24 protein-coding genes and 1 pseudogene are annotated in these 21,986 nt (G+C 65.5%); 13 read left to right on the forward strand and 12 right to left on the reverse strand.

Annotation, left to right across the window (positions count from 1 at the left end; all coding sequences use genetic code 11):
- A pseudogene (locus E8E91_RS20205) lies at positions 1–229 on the forward strand (IS481 family transposase); the annotation flags it as partial.
- Positions 230–368: 139 nt separating this feature from the next.
- On the opposite strand, the gene E8E91_RS20210 reads toward E8E91_RS20205, so the two are convergent.
- Entirely contained in the window at positions 369–1,493 is a 1,125-nt protein-coding gene (locus E8E91_RS20210; RefSeq protein WP_280378228.1) for an endonuclease/exonuclease/phosphatase family protein, read from the reverse strand.
- 49 nt (positions 1,494–1,542) lie between these two features.
- Between E8E91_RS20210 and E8E91_RS20215 the strand changes: the two genes are divergently transcribed.
- Positions 1,543–1,791 (forward strand): CDGSH iron-sulfur domain-containing protein, encoded by a 249-nt coding sequence (locus tag E8E91_RS20215; protein ID WP_280366757.1) that lies wholly within the window; start codon positions 1,543–1,545, stop codon positions 1,789–1,791.
- A gap of 13 nt (positions 1,792–1,804) precedes the next feature.
- Positions 1,805–2,602, forward strand: a complete 798-nt coding sequence (locus tag E8E91_RS20220) for a transporter substrate-binding domain-containing protein (protein ID WP_280378229.1) — start codon at positions 1,805–1,807, stop codon at positions 2,600–2,602.
- On the opposite strand, the gene E8E91_RS20225 is transcribed toward E8E91_RS20220, so the two are convergent.
- From E8E91_RS20225 to E8E91_RS20245, 5 genes are all read right to left on the reverse strand, one after another.
- The gene (locus E8E91_RS20225; protein ID WP_271470044.1) at positions 2,596–3,033 is read right to left on the reverse strand and encodes a VOC family protein; all 438 of its coding nucleotides are present in this window, start codon (positions 3,031–3,033) and stop codon (positions 2,596–2,598) included. The two genes, E8E91_RS20220 and E8E91_RS20225, sit on opposite strands and share 7 nt — an antisense overlap.
- Positions 3,034–3,127: 94 nt before the next feature.
- Positions 3,128–3,790: a YciC family protein gene (locus tag E8E91_RS20230; RefSeq protein WP_280366763.1), complete on the reverse strand. Its 663-nt coding sequence runs from the start codon at positions 3,788–3,790 to the stop codon at positions 3,128–3,130.
- A 75-nt stretch (positions 3,791–3,865) separates the two neighbouring features.
- Positions 3,866–4,345, reverse strand: coding sequence for a YbaK/EbsC family protein (locus E8E91_RS20235; protein WP_280378231.1), 480 nt, complete (start codon positions 4,343–4,345; stop codon positions 3,866–3,868).
- Between the two features lie 43 nt (positions 4,346–4,388).
- The gene (locus tag E8E91_RS20240; protein WP_280378233.1) at positions 4,389–5,114 is read right to left on the reverse strand and encodes a hypothetical protein; all 726 of its coding nucleotides are present in this window, start codon (positions 5,112–5,114) and stop codon (positions 4,389–4,391) included.
- 163 nt (positions 5,115–5,277) lie between these two features.
- The gene (locus tag E8E91_RS20245) at positions 5,278–5,850 is read right to left on the reverse strand and encodes a cysteine hydrolase family protein (RefSeq protein WP_280378235.1); all 573 of its coding nucleotides are present in this window, start codon (positions 5,848–5,850) and stop codon (positions 5,278–5,280) included.
- Positions 5,851–5,942: 92 nt separating this feature from the next.
- On the opposite strand from E8E91_RS20245, the gene E8E91_RS20250 reads away from it, so the two are divergent.
- The gene (locus tag E8E91_RS20250) at positions 5,943–6,422 is read left to right on the forward strand and encodes an NYN domain-containing protein (protein WP_190826849.1); all 480 of its coding nucleotides are present in this window, start codon (positions 5,943–5,945) and stop codon (positions 6,420–6,422) included.
- 25 nt (positions 6,423–6,447) lie between these two features.
- On the forward strand, positions 6,448–7,059 hold the full coding sequence (locus E8E91_RS20255; RefSeq protein ID WP_280378238.1) for a 3'-5' exonuclease: 612 nt from the start codon (positions 6,448–6,450) through the stop codon (positions 7,057–7,059).
- Between the two features lie 100 nt (positions 7,060–7,159).
- Here the strand turns inward: E8E91_RS20255 and E8E91_RS20260 are convergent, their stop codons facing one another.
- Positions 7,160–7,636 carry an Lrp/AsnC family transcriptional regulator gene (locus E8E91_RS20260; RefSeq protein ID WP_280378240.1) on the reverse strand — a complete coding sequence of 159 codons (477 nt, stop codon included), beginning with the start codon at positions 7,634–7,636 and terminating at the stop codon, positions 7,160–7,162.
- A 162-nt stretch (positions 7,637–7,798) separates the two neighbouring features.
- Here E8E91_RS20260 and yedA point away from each other — a divergent pair, with 162 nt between their 5' ends.
- The 8 genes from yedA to E8E91_RS20300 all read left to right on the forward strand — a co-directional run bounded on the left by yedA (position 7,799) and on the right by E8E91_RS20300 (position 17,455).
- Positions 7,799–8,725, forward strand: a complete 927-nt coding sequence (yedA, locus tag E8E91_RS20265; RefSeq protein WP_280378243.1) for a drug/metabolite exporter YedA — start codon at positions 7,799–7,801, stop codon at positions 8,723–8,725.
- A 61-nt stretch (positions 8,726–8,786) separates the two neighbouring features.
- Positions 8,787–10,115 (forward strand): DEAD/DEAH box helicase, encoded by a 1,329-nt coding sequence (locus E8E91_RS20270; protein WP_280378245.1) that lies wholly within the window; start codon positions 8,787–8,789, stop codon positions 10,113–10,115.
- Between the two features lie 212 nt (positions 10,116–10,327).
- Positions 10,328–11,152 carry a LuxR C-terminal-related transcriptional regulator gene (locus E8E91_RS20275; RefSeq protein ID WP_280378247.1) on the forward strand — a complete coding sequence of 275 codons (825 nt, stop codon included), beginning with the start codon at positions 10,328–10,330 and terminating at the stop codon, positions 11,150–11,152.
- A 671-nt stretch (positions 11,153–11,823) separates the two neighbouring features.
- Positions 11,824–12,942 carry an ABC transporter ATP-binding protein gene (locus E8E91_RS20280; protein ID WP_280378249.1) on the forward strand — a complete coding sequence of 373 codons (1,119 nt, stop codon included), beginning with the start codon at positions 11,824–11,826 and terminating at the stop codon, positions 12,940–12,942.
- A 57-nt stretch (positions 12,943–12,999) separates the two neighbouring features.
- A complete protein-coding gene (locus E8E91_RS20285) occupies positions 13,000–14,145 on the forward strand; it encodes a spermidine/putrescine ABC transporter substrate-binding protein (protein ID WP_280378252.1) in 1,146 nt (381 codons plus the stop codon).
- Between the two features lie 97 nt (positions 14,146–14,242).
- Complete coding sequence (locus E8E91_RS20290) at positions 14,243–15,154, forward strand: ABC transporter permease (RefSeq protein WP_280378254.1); 912 nt, start codon at positions 14,243–14,245, stop codon at positions 15,152–15,154.
- Positions 15,154–15,966, forward strand: a complete 813-nt coding sequence (locus tag E8E91_RS20295) for an ABC transporter permease (RefSeq protein WP_280366790.1) — start codon at positions 15,154–15,156, stop codon at positions 15,964–15,966. Before E8E91_RS20290 ends, E8E91_RS20295 begins: the two co-directional genes overlap by 1 nt.
- A 19-nt stretch (positions 15,967–15,985) precedes the next feature.
- Complete coding sequence (locus tag E8E91_RS20300; RefSeq protein WP_280378256.1) at positions 15,986–17,455, forward strand: aldehyde dehydrogenase family protein; 1,470 nt, start codon at positions 15,986–15,988, stop codon at positions 17,453–17,455.
- Between the two features lie 116 nt (positions 17,456–17,571).
- Here E8E91_RS20300 and E8E91_RS20305 read toward each other — a convergent pair whose 3' ends face one another.
- From E8E91_RS20305 to E8E91_RS20325, 5 genes are all read right to left on the reverse strand, one after another.
- Positions 17,572–18,033 carry a PAS domain-containing protein gene (locus tag E8E91_RS20305; protein WP_280366794.1) on the reverse strand — a complete coding sequence of 154 codons (462 nt, stop codon included), beginning with the start codon at positions 18,031–18,033 and terminating at the stop codon, positions 17,572–17,574.
- Positions 18,034–18,037: 4 nt separating this feature from the next.
- A complete protein-coding gene (locus E8E91_RS20310) occupies positions 18,038–19,045 on the reverse strand; it encodes a response regulator (RefSeq protein WP_280366796.1) in 1,008 nt (335 codons plus the stop codon).
- Between the two features lie 109 nt (positions 19,046–19,154).
- Positions 19,155–19,520, reverse strand: a complete 366-nt coding sequence (locus tag E8E91_RS20315; protein WP_280378259.1) for a VOC family protein — start codon at positions 19,518–19,520, stop codon at positions 19,155–19,157.
- A gap of 76 nt (positions 19,521–19,596) precedes the next feature.
- The gene (locus E8E91_RS20320) at positions 19,597–20,835 is read right to left on the reverse strand and encodes a TIGR03862 family flavoprotein (protein ID WP_280378261.1); all 1,239 of its coding nucleotides are present in this window, start codon (positions 20,833–20,835) and stop codon (positions 19,597–19,599) included.
- 161 nt (positions 20,836–20,996) lie between these two features.
- Positions 20,997–21,920 carry a histone deacetylase gene (locus E8E91_RS20325; protein WP_280378263.1) on the reverse strand — a complete coding sequence of 308 codons (924 nt, stop codon included), beginning with the start codon at positions 21,918–21,920 and terminating at the stop codon, positions 20,997–20,999.
- Positions 21,921–21,986 lie beyond the last annotated feature (66 nt).

A 21,986-nucleotide genomic window follows, 5' to 3' on the forward strand; every position in this document is an offset into this window, starting at 1 on the left:
GCGCAGCTACCCTGAGCACTTGCCGGAGATCGAGTACGACCCGGGCGATCGGGTGCTCAAGGTCGGACGCATCGGGCAGGTCCGCTTCAATGGCCGGAGCCTGTTTGTCGGCGGCGGCCTGGCGGGAGAGCGGGTTGCCATCCGTCCGACCACGACCGACGGCGTCTTCGACGTGGTGTTCATCCGTAAGACCGTGCGCCAGATTGATCTCAGGCAACCCAAGCCATGACCATCAACCCGTTACCCATGTCTCCCGACAAGCGTTACCCATGTATACCGGCTGAACACCATGCGCACCGATTGCGGAATCAGCCCGTGCGCACGGCGCACCCTACCAGCTCGAAATCACCCCAACGGCTTCCGCAATTTCAATGCCCCGACGGCAGGAAGAAGCGCGCCGTCAGCGGCAGGTGATCGGAGATGCGCAGGGTGTCGCCCTGGCGCACCCGCGCTTCGATGCGGGTCAGGCTGGGGCTGTGGAAAACGTAGTCCAGGGTGCGGTCGGGCCCCTTCACCCGAGGGTCGTTGGGGTAGTGGGTGAACCATTGCGCCTGCTGGGCACCACTGGCTTCCTCGACGCTGGGAATCATCGGGTAGCGGCTCCAGAGTGCCTTCAGTTCGCTGTCGCGGGTATAGCGGCTGCGCTGGGGGGCGGACAGTCGCTCGTACTGGCCGGGCGGCAACTGGTTGAAGTCGCCGGCCAGGATCCAGGGCAGGCCTTCGCTCTGAAGCTGGTCGAGCAGGCCGCGGGTCATGGCTACCTGGCGCTTGAGGGTTTCCGGGTCGTCCTCCAGGGCATCCAGATGCGTGTTGACGGCGGCCAGTCGCCCGCCGTCGCGAATCGGCAGGTAGCTCACCAGCAGTGCGCGCTTCTTGTCGAACTGGCGGCTGAGCGGATCGTTCACTTCCAGAGGCAGCTGCAAGCGTTCGGCACTCTCGATGCGGAAGCGGCTGAGGGTCGCCAGTTTCAGGCCGACGCTGCCGAGGATATGGGGATCGGGTACGAAGGCGGCCTTCCAGTAGAAGGCCTGGCTGGTGCAGGGGTAGACGTCGGCCAGGCGTTCCTGGAGCAGGGCCAACTGGTCCTGGTAGTCGGTGGCGCGGGCGCCTTCGTGCAGTTCCTGGAGATTGACGATGTCCGGCTGTTCCTCGCGAATCACCCGCACCACCTCGTCCAGGCTATAGGCCAGGTCTTCCGCCGTGGGGCGTTCGTCCGGGCCTTCGCCATCAGGCAGGTCGTAATAGAAGACGTAGCGTTTGCCGGCCAGGTACTGGAGGTTCCAGGTCATGACCTTCAGGGCCTGGCCCGGCTGCAGTTGCGGCACTTCGGCCTGACAGGCCAGCACGGCCGGTTCGCGCTCTGCGGGATGCCAGGTCAGCGCATAGATCAGGGCCACCAGGCCAACGGCCAGGACCGACAGGCTGAGCAGGGCGAAACGCAGGACTCGGGGCATCGGCAAGGGCAGGCATCTATGCTGGAAGAGGGCGAGCATACCCGAGCCGCCGCCGCGGCCCAAGCCAGGCGCGCCCGGGAGGAATGCCGTGGACAGCGAAGTGCGAATCGCCCAGCGGGGGCCGTTCGAAGTGGAGGTGGTGGCCGGCCGGGATTACTTCTGGTGCCGTTGCGGCCGCAGCCAGCAGCAGCCGTTTTGCGATGGATCTCATAAAGGAACCGGCCTGGCGCCCCTCAAATTCCATGCAGATGTCAGCGAAACCCTGTATTTCTGTGGCTGCAAACATAGCCACTCGCCACCGCTCTGCGATGGCACCCATAACCAACTGCAAGACTGATCCGGGAGCCTGCATGCGGCTGGGCGTAGTCCTCTGGTCAATCCTGGCCTCACATTTCAATTCGGGACGCCTCTGGCTGGCGGGTTTGCTGCTGTTGCCCCGCCTGGTGGTTGCTGATGATGCACCGCCATTGCGGGTAATGACCGATTTCTGGCCGCCCTTTCGCATCGCCGGTGAAGGAGGGCAGCTGCGCGGTCTGGACATGGACTTGCTGGCGGAGCTGGAGCGCCGTACTGGGCTGCGCTTCGAGGTGCAGCGAGCGCCCTGGTCGCGAGGGCTCGCCGCATTGGAGCGGGGCTCGGCCGACCTGATGACGGGCCTTGCCCGGACCCCCGAGCGCGAACGCTTTATCGACTTCCTGGAACGCCCTTATTTCACCTGCGCGCCCCGCTTCTACAGCCTGCCGGCGCTGGCCCAGAAGGTCAGCGGCTATGCGCAGCTGGGCCAGTACGACATCGGTTTCGTGCGGGGCTCGGCCTACTTCGAACCCTTCGATTCCGATCAGGACTTGCGCAAGGTCGGGGTCGGCAATGAAGGGCAGTTGCTGGACATGCTGCGCCACAAGCGGCTGCAGTTGGTGATCGGCACCGATTGCCAGGTGGACTATCAACTGCTGCGCGACCCGACCCTCGCCGGGCGCATCGTCAAGCTGAACTATCGGCCGACTGCGCGTACCGAACTCTTCCTCGGCTTCACGCGCCAGCGGCCCTTGCAGGCGCAGCGCCAGGCTATTGCCGAGGCGCTGGAGCAGATGATCGATGAAGGCTGGGTGCTGGATGCCGCGCGGCGCTACAGCCCCCGTGCTCAGTGAGCGTGAGGCTCGACGTACAGCTCGTAGTCCGGGGCCAGATCCATATCCCAGAAGGCGGCCTCGATCTTGTGGCCATCAAGGTCGCGGATGAAGCAGCCGTAGTAGGGCTCACCGTATTCGGGGCGCGGGCCGGGTTCGCCATCGCCCTTGCCGCCGGCGTCCAGGGCGGCCTCGAAGAAGGCCAGGACCGCCTCTTTGCTGGCAGCGAAGAAACCGATGTGGGTGCCATTGCCGACGCTCGCCGGGCGGCCGTCGATGGGGGACTGCACCCAGAATTCCGGGTACTCGCGGCCGTAAGCCACAGCGCCGGGGTGCTCCATGATGCGCTTGCAGCCCAGGGTGGGCAGCACCTTGTCGTAGAAGGCGACGGCGCGTTCGAAGTCGTTGGTGCCAACCGAGATGTGGGACAGGATGCTGGGGTTTTCAGCCATGGAAGATCCTCCTTGAGTGGCCTGGAAAGCCTAGCAGCCCGTCGCGGAAACAGCGGCCAACCCTTCCATGGGTTGGTGTCCGGACGTTACAGGGTCACTGCTCCGTCGCGCGTTCCGTGACCAGGGTGAACATCCGGTATAGGGCGATGCTGACGAACAGCTGGAAGAAGCTGTTGAAGCTTTCCAGCACCACGGTGCCCACCGGATCGGGGTTCTGTCCCAGTTCGCGATAGGCGAACCAGTCCACCAGCCAGATCGGCCCCATTACCAGCAGCACGCAGGCGAGGATGGTCCAGAAGTGCCCGCGGGTGAGGGCGAAGCTTTCCTTGATCGCGTCCAGCGGGGGCTTGCCTTCCAGCACCAGCAGGTACTCGGCGAAGGCCAGTTTGATCATCACGTAGACGCCGGGAATGATCAGCATCCAGACCCCGACCATGATCAGCAGCGTGCTGATGGCTGCCAGCACGGCGAATGTGGGCCAGCGGAACAACGCCATTTCCAGCACCTGCCTCGGCTTGAGGCGGATGTGATGGCTGCGGCTGTCGACGAAGATGATCAGCGCGCCGACGTAGAGCGGATAGAACAGCATGCTGACGATGATCGACGCGCCCTGGGATTTGTCCGCTCCTAGCCAGGCGATCAACCCCTGTTGGGCGATCGCTTCGGTGAGGATGGCCGGCAGGCAGAGCAGGGCGATTTCGCCGGCGTTGCGGGAGAAGAAGAACCAGGAGGCGCGCAGCAGCTCGAACGGATTCATCGGCGGGCATTCACATCTTGCGGCAGTTGGTCTTGCGCACTTTAGCCCAAGCCTGCGCTGCCTCCAAAGGGCGCTTCACTCGGAACGGTAGTGCAGGACGCGGTTGGGTAATTGCGACAACAGACGGGCGAGGTCGGCGGTGGCCACTTCCAGGGTGTACTCCGGTGGGCCCGGGGAATAGATCAGGTAGTCGTGCCGGAAGATCGCCTCGTCGAATACCAGGGCAATGTCCTCGGCATGGCCCAGGGGGCAGGCGCACTGGGGCACGCAGCCAGTCAGCTCCACCAGTTCTTCGTCGCTGGCAATGCTCGGTCGCGCGCCCAGCAGCGCCTTGAGTTGTGCCCAGTCGGCCCGCGCGCCTTCCAGGGTCACCAGCATGGCGTAGCCGCCGCCCTTCAGGCGCAGGAACAGGCTCTTGCTCTCCACCCCGCGCAGGCCGAAGCGCTGGCGCACCGCATGGGCGGTGGGATAATCGAGCACGGCTTCGTGGCTGACCTCCCGGTAGGGGATGGCGTGATCGTCGAGCAGGGCCAGGTTGCGGTCGTGGAGCGACATCGGGGTTCCGCGGGATGGGAGACGGGAGCGCCATGATAGTCGTTCAGGGAAGGCTGAGGTCATCCAGCCCGGCTTCGCGCAGCACCTGCTGCTCGATGGCCTGCAAGCGACCTTGCTGTGCCATGTGCCGCAGCACCTCCTCCAGGCGTGGTGCGAGATCGCGATGGCGCGGGTTCAGGTAGTGATGCATGGAGAAGCGCTCCAGCACCGGATGCAGGGGCTGGATACCGCGCATGCCGCTCTGGCGCAGGATGCACATGCCCGAGTAATAGTCCTCCACATGCACGTCCACGCGGCCACCGGCCAGTTTGCGCATGCCGTTCTCCACCCCATTGGACGGTGACATCCGCACCCCCTTGAGTCGCAGTTCCAGCGCCGCCTTGCCGCGTTCGAAACCGACGAGATACGGCTTGAGGCTGGACCAGCCGCGCAGTTGCAACGGGCGATTGGCAAAGGCCACCGTGTAGGATTCGAACAGTGGGGTGCGGATCAGCAGCAGGTCGCTGCGCTGCTCGGCCAACAGGCTGGTGCGGCACAGTTCGCCATCGTTCAGGCCGCGCTCGGCATATTGCAGGGCGCGGGCGGCTGGCGCGGCGCGGGTCTCGATGCTGATGCCGAGCTCGCCGTAGGCTTCCACCAGGATGCGCTTGCAGATCTGGAACAGGGGCAGGCCCTGGTCGGGAAAGGTGCTGAATACCAGGCGCGCCTCGGCATGGATGGGGGCGGACAGGAGCAGCAGGACAAGCAGGCAGCTTCCATAGGCTCGCATTGCACAATCGCCTGGGGCACGGCCTGTGGCTGGAGTGACTGCCAGACGGCGCCGCCTGCCATGGCGGGCGCCTTGCTCCCTGCAACAGACCCGTGCGGTGGGTCTTGGCGTCTTCCCCGTTCTCGATGCGCGCGGGGTTAGCTGAAACTATAGACGCCCGCCTTCAGGGCGTTGGCCAGTTCGCCAGCAGTTCGTCCGTCGACAGCACCTGCGCGTATTCGCCCTGCAGGTTGGCCATGGCCATGTCGTGCACTTCCTCGGCGCTGCGCTGGCGGCCGGCGAAGTCGGTCTTGGCGAAGGTGTAGCAGGCGTCCGCGACGACCGTCGTGGCAAAGCCCAGGTTGCCGGCGCTGCGGGCGGTGGCTTCCACCGAGTTCTCGCTGGCTACGCCAACGATCACCAGCGCATCCAGGCCGCGCACCCGCAACCAGTGCTCCAGACCGCTGTTGATGAAGGCATCGGGCACGTTCTTCTCCAGTACCTGCTCGCGCTCCCTGGGCATGAACTCGGGTTGGAAGAGGACGCCGGGCTGTCCGGGGGCGAATACCGAATGTGCCTCGCGGGAGATATGGCGGATGTGCACCAGCGGCCAGCCGGCGGCGCGCCAGCGTGCCAGCAGGGCGGCCATGTGGCGTTCGGCATCGGAGTTGTTGCGCGGTTTGTCGAGGCCACGGATGCCTTGCTGCTGATCGATGATCAGCAGGGCAGCGGGAGCGTTCTGCAGGGTCCTATCCACTTTCCATCCCCAGAGGCTGGCATACTGGCCGCAATCTACCCTTATACCGTCGCTGCCAGCCAGCCGCCCCCAGTCAGCCACGAGGATCCGCGTTGAAGAAAATCGCAGTATTCGCCGACGTGCAGAACCTCTACTACACGGTGCGTCATACCTACGGCTGCCATTTCCACTACAGCGCGTTCTGGCAGAGCGTCAGCGCCGAGGGCGATATCGTCGAAGCCAACGCCTACGCCATCGATCGCGGCGACCCGCGCCAGCAACAGTTCCAGCAGATCCTGCGCAATCTGGGCTTCAACGTGAAACTCAAGCCCTTCATCCAGCGCAGCGACGGTTCGGCCAAGGGCGACTGGGACGTCGGCATCACCATCGACGTACTGGACGCCGCGCCGCGCGTGGATCTCATCGTGCTGGCCTCCGGCGACGGCGACTTCGACCTGTTGCTGGATCGGGTGGCCAAGGCCCATGGCGTGGAAACCCTGGTCTATGGCGTACCCGGCCTGACCGCGCAATCGCTGATCCGCGCCGCCAGCCGCTACCAGCCCATCGAAAGCCCCCTGCTGCTGCGCAACTGAAACCCGCCCCAATCTGGACAATTCCGTGGACCCCATAGCCGTCATCGACTTCGAGACCACCGGCGTCATGCCGGGCAACGACTGCCGCGCCACCGAGATCGGCATCGTCATCCTGGAGGGTGGGCGCATCGTCGACCGCTACCAGAGCCTGATGAATGCCGGTGTTCCGGTACCCGCCTTCATCCAGGGCCTGACCGGCATCACCACCGCCATGCTGCGCGAGGCGCCGCCCGTGGAGCAGGTGATGGGCGAGGCGGCGGACTTCATCGGCGACCTGCCGCTGCTGGCGCACAACGCCTCGTTCGACCAGAAGTTCTGGGACTACGAAATCGGCCGCATCGGCAGGACACGCCACCAGGCCTTCGCCTGCTCATTGCTGCTGGCCCGGCGCCTGTTGCCCGAAGCGCCCAACCACAAGCTCGGCACCCTCAATACCTGGGCGTGCCTGCCGAACACCGGCAAGGCCCACCGCGCCCTGGCCGACGCCGAGATGGCCGCCAACCTCACCCTGCACATTGCCGGACGCCTGCGGGAGAAGCATGGAATCGCGGAGGTCTCGCACAAATTGTTCTGCAGCCTGCAGAAAGTACCGGCGGCAAAGATTCCCGAAGCACTCAGGCGCCATCGGGAAGCCTGACCTGCTTTTGTAGGTTGGTCCGAGCTCCGCGAGGCCCAACGATTCCGGGTCGGGTCCGCCTGTTGGGCTTCGCTTCGCTCTGCACCAACCTACGGATAGATCAGCCTTTTGCCGTGCGCAGGGTTTCCACCTTGCCGCGCTCCTGCAGCACGGCGGGAATTCGCTGCTCGAACGGCGTGGAGAGGACGAGCGAGGTCTTGGTCGCGCCGAACTGGCCGATCTGGTCGATCAGGTCCTGCAGCTCCGGCATCGACGCCACGGCCGCCTTGATCAGCAGGCAGGCATCGCCGGTAACGCGGTGGCATTGGGTCAGCTGCGGGATCTTCTCCAGGGCATCCTGGGTGCGCTTGTAGTCACGGTCGGTGATGCGCAGTTCGATCACGCATTCGATGGGCGAGCCCAGCTTCGCCAGGTCCACGCCGGCGTGGTAGCCGGTGATGATCCCGGCGGCCTCCAGCTTGGCCACGCGGTCGGCCACCGCTGGCGGTGACAGGTTGACCCGGCGCGCCAGGTCGGCGAAGGACGCGCGTCCGTTCTCGATCAGGGCCGACAGCAGCAGGCGGTCGTACTTGTCCACAGGTGCCTCCGAAAGTGGTCGCCTTCGAATCGAAGGGTGGAGCCGGTGAATTCGATGATTTGCAAGGTATGGCCGGGGATCAAGCAGGCTTTCTGCCTTATTTCCCCGCCGAAGCCTTTCATAGAATAGACACCTCATTCCTGCCTGTGTCGAGTTCCGATCATGCCTGCGCGCCGCTTTCCGTTCCTGCTCATAGGGGCATTCATCGCTCTCTATCTGATCTGGGGTTCCACCTACCTGGCGATTCGTATCGGTGTCGAATCCTGGCCGCCCCTGTTGATGGCCGGGGTTCGCTTCGTGGTGGCCGGCGCCCTGATGTACGGCTTCCTGCGCTGGCGCGGTGTCCCCAACCCGACCTGGCAGGAGTGGAAGTCCGCCGCCGCCATTGGCTTTCTGCTGCTGAGCTGCGGCAACGGTGGCGTAACCCTGGCCGAAGACCTCGGCGTGGCGTCCGGCGTCGCCGCCTTGGCGGTGGCCACCGTGCCGCTGTTCGCCCTGCTGTTCGGGCTGATCTGGGGCCAGCGCACCACGCGCCTGGAATGGGCCGGCATCCTGCTTGGGCTGATCGGTATCGGCCTGCTCAATCTCGGCTCCAACCTCCAGGCCAGCCCGCTGGGGGCCGTGCTGATCATATTCGCTGCGGCGTCCTGGTCTTTCGGCTCCATGTGGAGCAAGAACCTCAAGCTCCCCGCCGGCCCCATGGCCAGCGCAGTGGAAATGCTCGCCGGCGGCTTCGCCCTGCTGGCCGGCAGCCTGCTCAGCGGCGAGCGCATGGTCGCCGCGCCCACGCTGGCCGGTTGGGGGGCGCTGGCCTACCTGATCGTGTTCGGTTCCATCATCGCCTTCAGCTCCTACCTCTACCTGCTGAAGAACGTGCGTCCGGCGGCGGCCACCAGCTACGCCTACGTCAACCCGGCGGTGGCGGTGCTGCTGGGGATCGCGTTCGCCGGCGAGACCATCGGCATCGAAGAGGGCCTTGCCATGCTGGTGATCATCGGCGCCGTGGTGCTGATCGGCCTGCCGCAATGGCGCGAACGCAAGGAAGCCAAGGCGCCGGCGGACGAAGAGCTGCAACAGCAGACCAGTTGATCCCGGAGGTCGTGGGCGGCCTGATAGAATTGCGGCTTTTCCGCACACTATGGCTGCCCCGATGACCTTCGCTTCCCTCGGCCTGATCGAACCCCTGTTGCGCGCCACCGAGGCGCTCGGCTACCAGACCCCATCGCCGGTACAGGCCGAGGCGATTCCCGCCGTCCTCAAGGGCCGCGACCTGATGGCCGCTGCCCAGACCGGCACCGGCAAGACCGCCGGCTTCGCCCTGCCGCTGCTGCAGAAGCTGACCCAGGAAGGCCCGCAGGTGGCCAGCAACTCGGTACGTGCCCTGGTGCTGGTGCCGACCCGCGAACTGGCCGAGCAGGTCAACGAGAGCTTCCGTGTCTACGGCCAGCATCTGCCGCTGCGCAATTACGCGGTCTACGGCGGCGTCAGCATCAACCCGCAGATGATGAAGCTGCGCAAGGGCATCGACGTCCTCGTCGCCACCCCCGGCCGGCTGCTCGACCTCTATCGGCAGAACGCCGTGAAGTTCAACCAGCTCCAGGCGCTGGTACTGGACGAGGCCGACCGCATGCTGGATCTGGGTTTCGCCCGCGAGCTGGACGAGCTCTTTTCCGCACTGCCGAAGCGCCGCCAGACCCTGCTGTTCTCCGCCACCTTCTCCGACGCCATCCGCCAGATGGCCGGCGAACTGCTGCGCGACCCGCTGTCCATCGAGGTCAGCCCGCGCAACGCTGCCGCGAAGAGCGTGCGCCAGTGGCTGATCCCCGTGGACAAGAAGCGCAAGAGCGAATTGTTCCTGCACCTGCTGGAAGACCGTGGCTGGGGCCAGGTGCTGGTCTTCGTCAAGACGCGCAAGGGCGTCGACCAATTGGTGGATGAACTCCAGGCCCAGGGCGTCAGCGCCGATTCGATCCACGGCGACAAGCCGCAGCCCTCGCGCCTGCGCGCCCTGCAGCGCTTCAAGGCGGGCGAAGTGCAGGTCCTGGTGGCCACCGATGTGGCGGCCCGTGGCCTGGACATCGACGACCTGCCCCTGGTAGTCAACTTCGACCTGCCCATCGTCGCCGAAGACTATGTGCACCGCATCGGCCGTACCGGCCGCGCCGGCGCCACCGGTGAGGCGGTATCGCTGGTCTGTGCCGATGAGGTGCAACTGCTGGCGGCCATTGAAGTGCTGATCCGCCAGACCATCCAGCGTCGCGACGAGCCGGATTTCATCCCCGATCACCGCGTGCCCATGACCGATGCCACCGGCCAGGTGATCAAGAAGCCGAAGAAACCCAAGAAGCCCAAAGAGCCCCAGGCCGTCGCTGGCAAGCCAGGCAAGGGCGCAGCGCTGGGCCGCTGGATCGACAGCGAAAAGCCCAAGGTCAAATCGGTGCGCAAGTCGCCGGGATTCGGCAAGGCGAAGAAGGGCTGATTCCCGGCCCGGGCGTCACCGCATTGTGGTGATGGGTGACGCCTGATGGGGCAACGGGAACCCGAATGGGGCAGGGCGGGGAACCGGCACCCCCGTGCCAGAGCGGGCGGTTGGGCTTTCAGGATATTGGCGCACTTCCTGCATTTCTGTTCGAAATGCTGAACGCCTATCTATAGTGATTGAAGCGCAGCCCAACCTCAGGCATTTCCCACATGCGCCACAAGGAACTCAAACACTGGACCACCGGTGTTGCCCACCTGCTCGCCCAGCCCGCCGGGCGAGCCCGTCTGCTCGGCCTCAGCCAGTGGTTGCAGCAGGCCTGCCATGTCGACCACTTCGTGCTCTTCATCTACGAAGGCAATCACCGGCCGCTGGCCTTGTTCGACACCTTCCCCCCCGACAAGCGCCATGTGTATGTCGAGGACTACCAGGTCGGTCCCTATCTGCTGGACCCCTTCTACCTCGCCTGCACCCGCAACCAGGCCCCAGGCCTCTGGCGCCTGCGCCAGTTCGCGCCGGACCACTTCTACCTGGGCGAGTACTACGTCACCTACTACCAGCAGACCGGCCTGACCGAGGAGATCGCCTTCTTCATCGACCTGGCCGACGGCGCCAAGGCGGTGCTCTCGCTGATGCGCAGCGCCTGCAGCCCGGCCTATAGCCGGGACGAGATGCAACTGCTGGACTGTGCCCAGCCGGTGGTGGAGCAGGTGGTCAACGAAGCCTGGGAACTGGCCCGTGCCCACGCGCCACGCCCGGCGCAGGACCTGGACTACAAGATCCGCGAAGCCTTCGACCAGTTCGGCGCCCACGTGCTCACCGCGCGGGAGCAGGAAGTGGTGCAGATGCTCCTGCGCGGCCACTCCAGCGCCTCCGTGGCCGAGCACCTGGCCATCAGCCCCGGCACGGTGAAGATCCATCGCAAGAACATCTACGCCAAGCTGGGCATCGGCAGCCAGTCGGAGTTGCTCGGGCTGTTCGTGCGTGAACTGGCCGGCCAACGCGACGATCCCGAACCGTTGCGCAAGGCGGTCTAGCCTTATCGCTATTAGCGATTTAAACGGCGCTGCTCAATAACTATCCAGCACAAGCCGGATCAGCCGCCATCGGCCTCCGGCGCGGATGCCCACGAGTTATCCACAATGATTTGCACAGAAATTGTGGGCAGGGCGAGCGCTCGCTATGTGCTGTTGTAGGGGCGAATTCATTCGCCAAGGGCAACGCAGTTGCCCCCACGAGATTGAACAGGGCAGCCCTGCGGCCTGCTTGGCGATTGAAATCGCCCCCACAACGAGGCTGCTCAAAAACCGAGCAATTGCTTCTATCCCTTGCGGCGCGTGCCTCGCAGCCAGTCTTCCACTAGTTATCCACAATTGATCCCACAGAAAATGTGGGCAGCGGGCATACCTGTAGGGGCGAATTCATTCGCCAGGGGCAACGCAGTTGCCCCTCGAGATTGCACAGGGCAGACCTGCGGCCTGCTTGGCGAATGAATTCGCCCCCACAAAGAGCGCCTGCTCAAAATCCGTCCATCCCGCGCAAATCCCCGCCGGCCGGGACGTCCAGCCCTCCATCCATAACTTATCCACACCATGCTCCACAGTTTCTGTGGAGGGCGCGTCTATCCCCGGAGGGATATATACAGCCGAAAACCGCCATTGGTAGCGTGTTGCCACATGCCAAGAACACCTGAAAAAAGGGGCCGGTCGTGAGCGATGCAAGCGAGTTCTTCGATATCGAGTTCCGCCATGTGGTCAAGCGCTATGGCGCGGTCTCGGCGGTCAACGGCCTGAACTTCAAGGTGCGGCGCGGCGCTTTCCATTCCTTCCTCGGCAGCTCCGGCTGCGGCAAGACCACCACCCTGCGGATGATCGCCGGCTTCGAGCAGCCCACCGAAGGTGAGGTCCTGCTGGCCGGGCGTTCGGTGGCCGGGGTGCCGGCGCACCAGCGGCCGGTGAACATGGTGTTCCAGAGTTATGCACTGTTCCCGCATCTCTCGGTGGCGGAGAACATTGCCTATGGACTGCGCTACCACCAGCCGCGCCCGGATCGTGCCGGGCAGCGCCGCATGGCCGACGAGGCGCTGGAGATGGTGCGCCTGTCCGGCTTCGGCCAGCGCAAGCCCCATGAACTTTCCGGTGGCCAGCAACAGCGGGTGGCCCTGGCCCGCGCCCTGGTGAACAAGCCCACGGTGCTGCTGCTGGACGAACCCCTGGCGGCACTGGATCGCAAGCTGCGCAAGGAGATGCAGTCCGAACTGCTGCGCCTGCAGCGCGAGGTGGGCATCACCTTCGTGCTGGTCACCCATGACCAGGAAGAGGCGCTGTCCATGAGCGACAGCATCAGCGTCATGCAGGACGGCCAGATCCTCCAGAGCGCCAGCCCCGAGCAGCTCTACGAAACCCCGGCGAGCCGCTACGTGGCCGACTTCATCGGCGAATCCAACCTGTTCGACGGCACCGTGCGGCGCATCGAGGATGGCCGCGTGCTGCTGGAAACCACCCACGGCCTGCAACTGGCCAGCCCGCAGACGCCCACCGGCCCCGCCCTCAAGGCCTCCGAGCCGGGCTGCATCGCCGTGCGCCCGGAGCTGATCGCCATCGGTGCCGGGGCCGAGGCGCTGCCCCGCGAGATCAGCCTGCCCGGCCAGGTGGTGGACCGCATCTACCTTGGCAACCTCACCGAGTACCGCGTGCGCACCGAGCCCTTCGGCATCGTCTGCGTGCGTGTGCCGCGCCATGGCCAGCACGAGCGTTCGGCCTTCGAACACGGCTCGCCGGTACGCATCGGCTGGGACCAGGCGAGCGGCCTGGCGATGACGCTGTAGAGAGACGCAGTAGGCGAAGGACAAGAACAACCAACCCTTGAAAGGCAGGTGGCAGCAATGGATCGGAAAGACTTCATCAAGCAACTGCGCAGTTGGCAGAACGGCTCCATCAGCCGTCGCGAGTTCCTCGGCCGGACCGGCCTCGGCGTGGCCATGGCGGTAATGGCCGCCAACATGCCGGGCCTGCTCACCAGCAACCGTGCCTTCGCCGCAGAGAAGGGCTCCCTCGGCGACCGCGTGGTCCTGGCTACCTGGCCGAACTACCACAATGCCGAGAACTTCGCCGCCTTCGCCGAGCAGACCGGCGCCCAGGTGCAGATGAACGTGTTCGGCTCCAACGAAGAGATGCTCGCCAAGCTGCAGGCCGGTGGCAGCGGCTGGGACGTCTTCGTGCCCACCAACTACACCATCAGCACCTACGCCGAGCTGGGATTGATCGAACCGCTGGACCTGTCACGCATCCCCAACTTCGATCCGTCCTCCTACGAGAAGCGCTTCATGGAGCAGGGCGTGATCAACGGCAAGACCTACGCCGTGCCCAAGGATTGGGGCACCACCGGGTTCGTCTACGACAGCAAGAAGATCAAGGCCAGGCCCACCACCTGGAAGGAGTTCTGGGAGCTGAGCAAAGGCGAAGCCACTGGCCGGGTGATGGTCCACGACTATCAGTTGACCGTGATCGGCAATGCGCTGAAGTCCTTCGGCTACAGCTTCAACTCCATCGACCCGAAGGAGCTGGCCGACGCCGAGAAGCTGTTGCTGGAGGTCAAGCCGCATCTGTTCGCCATCAACTCCGATTACCAGCCGTCCATGCGCAACGGCGATGCCTGGATGGCCATGTGCTGGACCGGCGATGCCTCGCAGCTGCATCGCGACCTGCCGGAAATGAGCTACGTGCTGGGCCGCGAGGGCGGCGAGATCTGGAGCGACTTCTTCGCCATTCCGAAGAGCGCCGAGCGGCGTGATGCGGCCTACGCGCTGATCAACTACCTGCTCGATCCGCAGGTGAACAAGCGCGAAGTGGAGGCCCACGGCTACCCCAGCGGCGACAAGCGGGTGGATGCGATGCTGCCCAAGGCAATGTTGGATGACCCGATCATGTACCCGGCCGCCGACCTGCTCAGCGCCCTGGAGTTCGGCGCTGCCGCCACCCTGACCAGCCCGGCCCGGGCGGAACTGATGGCGCGCTTCAAGGCGGCCTGACCCATGGCGCTGTAGGAGCGAGCTCTGCTCGCGAAGCCGTTCGCGAGCAGAGCTCGCTCCTACGAAAGCCGCAGTAATGAACCGTAGGGAATCTTCCATGAACGTCGCCCTCAGCGCCCCCGCGCTGGCCGATGCGGGCCAGGCCGCGCCTGCCGAAAGCCGCAGCCTCGGCCGTCGCGTCACGCTGCTCCTGCTGTTGCCGTCCACCTTGTGGTTCCTGCTGCTGCTCCTGCTGCCGCTGGTGATCATCCTGGTCTTCAGCCTGGGCGAGCGCAGCCCCGTGGGGGGCTACAGCGCCGCCCTGACCCTGGAGAACTACCTGAACCTCGGCTCGCGGGCGAAGGCCTTCTACAACACCTTGCTGCTGGCGCCGCTGGGCACCCTGGTGTGTCTGCTGGCCGCCTACCCGCTGGCGTATTTCCTCGCGGTGAAGGTGCAGCGCAGCCGCTCGCTGCTGCTGACCCTGGTGATCGTGCCCTTCTGGACCAGCTTCCTGATCCGCACCTACGCCTGGATCTTCATCCTCGGCGGCAAGGGCATCCCGGCGCTGCTGGCGATGGTGGGCCTGGATGACGTGCGCCTGATCAACACGCCGACCGCCGTGCTGATCGGCATCGTCTACGGCTACCTGCCGCTGATGGTGTTTCCCATCTACGTCAGCCTGGAAAAGCTCGACAAGCGCCTGTTGGAAGCCTCGTCTGACCTGGGCGCCAGTGCCTTCGAGACCTTCCGCCGGGTGACCCTTCCGCTGTCGGCGCCCGGCGTCATCACCGGCAGCATGCTGGTGTTCATCCTGCTCATGGGCGAGTTCCTGATCCCGGCCATCCTCGGCGGCGGCAAGGTGTTCTTCGTCGGCAACGCCCTGGTGGACCTCTTCCTGCAATCGCGCAACTGGCCGTTCGGCAGCGCGGTGGCCATGACCCTGGTGGCGATGATGCTGGTGATCATCGCCCTCTACCTGAAACTGGTGGCGCGCTACGGCAAGCGCGGCACGGAGGGGATGCTCTGATGTGGCTGCGCAGCTATTCCACCTCGCTCTACCTGTTCCTCTATGCCCCCATTGCGCTGATCGTGCTGTTCTCGTTCAACGCCGGGCGTAGCGGGCTGTCATTCGAATGTTGCTCGGTGCAGTGGTTCGGCCGCGCCTTCGGCAATCCGTTCATCATCGAGGCCCTGGGCACCAGTGCGCTGATCGCCTTCTGCTCGGCGGTGATCGCCACGCTCTTCGGCACCCTCGCGGTGTTCGGCCTGCAGCGGGCGGGCAAACGGGTGCGGCTGTTCTTCGATGCCATGACCTACTGCGCGATCATCATTCCCGGCATCGTCATCGGCATCGCCACCCTGATCGCCTTCATCAGCCTGTTCGAAGTGGTCAACCCGTTGCTCGACCTGCTGCTGGGAGCCGGTCTGCCGCGCCTGCGCATGGGCCTGATCACGGTGATCGCCGCCCACTCGTTGTTCACCATGGCACTGGTGATCGTGATCGTCCGCACCCGCGTCGAGGCCCTGGACAAGGCCCTGCTGGAAGCCTCCGCCGACCTCTACGCACCGCCCCTGGAAACCTTCCGCCGGGTGACCCTGCCGCAGATCGCACCGGCCATCCTCGCCGGCTTCCTGCTGGCGTTCACCTTCAGCTTCGACGACTTCATCGTTGCCTTCTTCGTCGCCGGCTCGGAAACCACGCTGCCGATCTACATCTTCTCGTCGATCCGCCGGGGCATCACCCCGGAGATCAATGCCATTTCCACGGTGATCATCTGCGTCTCCCTGGCGCTGCTGTTCACCTCCCGCTACCTGCAGAACCGCCGCAGTGGCGCCTGAGCGCCCATGGAGCAGAGCCATGCGTGACCAGCTTTACATCAACGGGCAATGGGTCCGCCCTGACCTGGGCGGTTATTTCGAGGTGCTGGACCCCAGCAGCGGCGACCTGATCCAGCGCGTACCGGCGGCCACCGAGGAAGACATCGACCATGCCGTGCATGCCGCCCGGCAGGCCTTCAATCGAGGCTGGGGACAAAGCAGCGGGGCCGAGCGCGCCAGTTGGCTGGAAGCCCTGGCCAGCGAACTGGAAGGCCGCCAGGACGCCCTGGCGGTGCTGGAAGTGCGCGACAACGGCAAGCCGCTGCCGGAGGCGCAGTGGGACATCGCCGACGCCATCGGTTGCTTCCGCTACTACGCCGAACTGGCGCGGGAATTGGACGACCGCCAGGACGAGCCGCTGGCGCTGCCGGACGATCGCTTCAGCTGCCGTATCCGCTATGAGCCGGTGGGCGTGGCCGGGCAGATCATCCCCTGGAACTACCCGCTGCTGATGGCCGCGTGGAAGGTCGCCCCGGCCTTGGCGGCGGGTGCCACCTGCGTGCTCAAGCCGTCGGAACTGACGCCCCTGTCCGCGCTGGAACTGGCCGGCGCCGCCGAACGCATCGGCCTGCCGTCGGGGGTGCTCAATGTGGTCACGGGCCTCGGCAGCGAGGCGGGTGGGCCGCTCAGCCAGCATCCGGGTGTGGACAAGCTGGCCTTCACCGGCAGCGTGCCGACGGGGGCGAAGATCATGTCGGCGGCGGCGGCCGACATCAAGAACATCAGCCTGGAGCTGGGCGGCAAGTCGGCCTTCATCGTGTTCGACGACGCCGATGTGGACGCCGCCGTGGAATGGATCATGTTCGGCATCTTCTGGAACCAGGGCCAGGTGTGCAGCGCCACGTCGCGCCTGCTGGTGCAGGAAGGCATCGCCCCGCGCCTGATCGAGCGCCTGGTGGAAGAAACCCGGCGCATCAGCATCGGTCCCGGTCTGGAGCGCGGCGTGCTGCTGGGGCCGCTGGTGAGTGCCGGGCAGTATCAGAAGGTCGTGGGCATGATCGAGCAGGGCAAGCAGGAGGCCAGCCTGCTCACCGGCGGCAAGCGGCCCGCGCACCTGTCCCATGGCTATTTCATCGAACCGGCAGTGTTCGATGAGCCGGCGGACAACAGCCGTATCTGGCGCGAGGAAATCTTCGGCCCGGTGCTGTGCGTGAAACGCTTCAAGACCGAGGCCGACGCCCTGCGCATGGCCAACGACAGCCGCTTCGGCCTGGCCGCCGCCGTGATGAGTGCCGACCTCGACCGCGCCGCGCGGGTGGCCAACGGCCTGCGCGCCGGCATCGTCTGGGTCAACTGCTCGCAGCCCACCTTCACCCAGGCACCCTGGGGCGGCATGAAGCAGAGCGGCATCGGTCGCGAGCTGGGGAGATGGGGCCTGGAGAATTACCTGGAGGTGAAGCAGGTGACCGAGTACAGAAGCACCGAGCCTTGGGGGTGGTACATCAAATGATTGAAAGGGGCAGGTAGGTTTTTTGTAGGGGCGATTTCAATCGCCAAGCAGGCCGAAGGGCTGCCGAACCAATTTCCAGGGGGCGGCTGCGCAGCCCTTGGCGAATGAATTCGCCCCTACAGGAGCTGCGGACGACGGGTCTCCGCCAACTGCCGCTTCAACCGCGCCACTTCGGTCATATCGGTGATCACCAGGCACACACGCTCCACCTTGCCACCTGCGGCGGCAAGGGGCAGGACGGTGAGGTTCTGGTACATGAAGTCCTCTTCGCCAGTGATCGGCCGGTAGTTGTCGAAGCGGATCAGGTAGGGCCGCTGCTCCCACAGGCTGAAGGCGCGGGTGCCGAGTTGCAGCACGCTGTCCACCTTGCGTCGCAACCAGTTGCGGTCGATCTCCGGGAACAGCTCGAAGAGGTTCTTGCCGTGTACCCGGTCGGGGCCAAGGCCCGAATGGTTTTCCATGAAGCTGTTCCACACCTCGACGTGGTACTGGCGGTCCAGGACCACCACGCCGACGTCCAGGCACTGGACGATATCCAGCAGCCAGTGGAGTTCCTTGAAATCGATCTGTGCCGGCATGGGGTCAGTCCATCAGGTAGTGGATCTTCTGGGTCAGGCGCGCGATGGAGGTTTCGGTGAAGAGCAGCAGCAGGTCGAAGTGCAGGTTGTGATCTTCGATGGCGTAGCTGATCTCCACGGCCAGCGTCTTGCGCCAGCGCCGGTTGTTGAGCTGGAACAGCCGTTCGATGGAGCTGTGCCGGCCGAGCAATTGCGGGTGGCCCTGGGAGAAGCGCACGTCGATCTGTTCGGCGATGCCGGCAAGGCAGGCGCCGATCAGGATGCTCGCCAGGTCCAGCTGGATCTCCGCTTCCTCGTTCTCGCCCTGGGGGCGGCAGCCGAGCAGGCGCGCCACCTCGGCGCTCTCGGCATCGTGGAACAGCAGCAATGCCTCGCCGGCGATGGATTCGCCGATGAAGCCCTGGCACACCGCCGACAGCCGTTCGCCGCGCTGGGCATCGGCCAGGGCCATGTGCAGTTCGCTGACTTCGAAGAGGTTGACGTTGGGCACCGGCAACTGCACGAACACCCCGAGCACCCGCGCCAGCAGGGCGGCGGCGCGGCCCATGGCGACGTTGCTGACCTCGCGCAGGGCATCGCGGAAGTTCACCCGCAGGTCCGGATCGGTGCGTACCGGGATGCCGCTCAGTGGGCTGGTGGACGGCGCCGGGCGCAGCAGCCCCAGGCGGATCAGGGTTTCCCGCAGCTCGTCCGGATCGGCGGGCTTGCGGATGAAGGCCAGAGCGCCGAGCTCGTGAACGCGGCGCTGGGCTTCTTCCTGGATATCGCCGGAAATCACCACCACCCGTGACTTCAGCCCCTCGGCGCGGATTCGGCTGAGGACCTGGTAGCCATCCATCACCGGCATGGTCAGGTCCAGCAGGACCACCTGGCCCTGGCCCTGGCGTATCGCTTCAAGGGCTTCTTCGCCATTGCTCGCCTGGGTGATATGCACCGGCCAGTCCAACGGCAGCGCGCGAATCAACTGCTTGCGCGCCATCATCGAGTCGTCGCAGACGAGAAGGGGAATCACCTTGGGGGCACCGCGTGGAGAAAGCTGGGCTCTGGGCAAGCATAGACGCTGGCCGCGTGCCAGCCGACACCTCGCGGCCAGCTTCCGATCAGATGCGGTCCGGGACCGATCAGATGTTCTGGCCGATGCGCCAGAGGACGCCGCTGGGGTCGGCGAGGATGAAATCGCGCATCCGCCAGGGCTGGTCCTCGGGCGGAGTGGCCCGCACGCCATAGCGCTCGATCACGCCGGAGTCCTGCACGTGCTGCCACCAGGCTTCAACGTCCTTCACCTGCAAATGCATCATCAGGTTCTCCGCAAACTCCTTGGTGTAGAAGCTCTGGAGGAGGAAGGCGCAGTGGCCGTATCGGAAGTAACTGACCTCGTCCGAAGTGCTGCACATTTCGAAGCCGAGGTCGCGGTAGAAGTCCTTGCTCTGTGCATAGTCCTTCGCCGGCACGAAGGCTTTGATCTCGATGGTGTCCAGTGTGCTCATGGGGCTTTCCCTGACAGTAACGATGGGCAGGCGATCACGGTGGAAACGGCCCTCTGACGGGGTCTGGAGCGGGATGCTATGCGAGCTCGTGGGGCTGCGAAAGCCAGCGCAGCACACCTTGTGCCGCCACTCGTCCGCTGGCGAAACAGGCGGTGAGCAGGTAGCCGCCAGTGGGCGCTTCCCAGTCGAGCATCTCGCCGGCGCAGAACACGCCCGGCAGTTGCCTGAGCATCAGGCCTTCATCCATCGCCTCGAAGGGCACGCCGCCGGCCGAGCTGATCGCTTCGTCCAGCGGGCGCGCCCGTACCAGCGTCAGCGGCAGGGCCTTGATCACGGCGGCCAGGCGCGCGGGGTCGAGGAAATCGTCCTTGGCCGACAGCTCCCGTAGCAGGCCGGCGCGGGCACCGTCGATGCCCAGCTGGCTGTGCAGGTGCTTGGCCATGGAGCGCGAACCGCGCGGGCGCGCCAGGGCCTTGGTGACCTTATCCACAGAGTGGTTGGGCAGCAGGTCCAGGTGCAGGGTGGCGCTGCCGGTGGCGTTGATTTGCTCGCGGATAGCGGCGGAAAGGGCGTAGATCAGGCTGCCTTCCACGCCGTTGGCGGTCAGCACGAATTCACCCAGGCGCGGTGCCTGGTCAACCAGGCGAATGGCCGTCGACTTGATCGGCGCGCCGGCGAATTTCTCTTGCAGCAGCGGGCTCCAGCCTTCCACGTCAAAACCGCAGTTGCTGGGCTGCAGCGGCGCGATGGCCACGCCGCGCTGTTCCAGCAGCGGCACCCAGGCGCCGTCCGATCCCAGCCGTGCCCAGCTGCCACCGCCGAGCGCCAGCACGCAGGCGTCGGCACGGACGGACGTTTCACCGGCAGGCGTTGCAATGCGCAGCGCACCGTCCTCTGCCCAGCCGAGCCAGCGGCTGCGGGTGTGGATGACCACGCCCTGCTCGCGCAGGCGCTTGAGCCAGGCGCGCAGCAGCGGCGCGGCTTTCATGTCGGTGGGGAAGACCCGTCCCGAGGTGCCGACGAAGGTGTCGATGCCCAGGCCGTGAATCCAGGTGCACAACTCGTCGGCGCCGAACCCCTCCAGCAACGCGCCCACCTCTTCGCGGCGTACACCGTAGCGGCCGACGAAAGGGGCCTTCGCTTCCGAATGGGTGATATTCATCCCGCCCACGCCGGCCAGCAGGAACTTGCGTCCCACCGAGGGCATGGCATCGAACAACTCCACCCGAGCGCCGCCCTGGGCCAGGACTTCGGCGGCCATCAGGCCAGCGGGGCCACCGCCGATGACGGCGACGAAGGGGGAGGAGTCGTTCATGGGAATGAGTCGGGGCGGGAAATGGGGGAGGGCGCATTCTAATGCACGCCGCTCGGCTGGACACGGCATGTTGTGGGAGTGAATTCATTCGCGATGGGCGGCGACGCTGCCCCGAGGAAGGCTGCCGGGCAGGCCAATGGCCTGCTCAGCGATTGAAATCGCTAGCGCCCCAGCCCCATCTCCTGCCAGACCCGATTCGCGCTGTGATGGAGGATGCCGTGCCGCCTTGCCAACGCCGCGCGGTCCTTGCTATAGCCGCCGCCGATCACACCCACCACCGGGATGTCGCGCCCCAGGCAATGGCGGATCACCCGCTCATCACGCTCGGCCACGCCGGCGTCGGTGAGTTGCAGATAGCCCAGCGCATCGTCCTTGTGCACATCCACGCCGGCGTCGTAGAGCACCAGGTCCGGCTGATACAGCGGCAACAGATAGTTCAGCGCATCCTCCACCACTTGCAGGTAGTCGGCGTCACCCATGCCCATGGGCAAGGGGATGTCCCAATCGCTCTCGGCCTTGCGCGCGGGGAAGTTCTTCTCGCAGTGCAGGGAGACGGTGATGGCTTCCGGGGTATCGGCCAGCAAGCGCGCGGTGCCGTCGCCCTGGTGCACGTCGCAGTCGAAGATCAGCACGCGCTGCACCTTGCCCGCCTCCAACAGGTAGCGGCTGATCACCGCCAGGTCGTTGAAGATGCAGAAGCCCGCCGCGTGGTCGAAGTGCGCATGGTGGGTGCCACCGGCCAGGTGGCAGGCCAGGCCGTGCTCGAGCGCCAGGTCGGCGGCCAGCAGCGAACCGCCCACGGCGCGCACGGTGCGCCGCGCCAGTGGTTCGCTCCAGGGCAGGCCGAGGCGGCGCTGTTCGTCGCGGCCCAGGTCGCCGTCGAGGAAACGCCGGATGTAGTTGGGGCAATGGGCGAGCGCGAGCACGTCGGGCGGGCAGATGTCCGGGCGGTGCAGGCGCGCGTCGGTGGTCAGGCCGCTGTCCAGCAGGTGCTCGTAGAGCAGGCGGAACTTCTCCATGGGAAAGCGGTGTTCCGCCGGAAAGGGCGGACTGTAGTCGTCGTGGTACACCAGCGGCAGGAACATCGATCGGCACTCGGGGCGGGACGCAGGGCAGTATTATGAGGCCTTCGAGCCAGGTTCAAGAGTAAG

This window comes from Pseudomonas sp. BN515 (genome assembly GCF_029873155.1).
GTDB lineage: Bacteria > Pseudomonadota > Gammaproteobacteria > Pseudomonadales > Pseudomonadaceae > Metapseudomonas.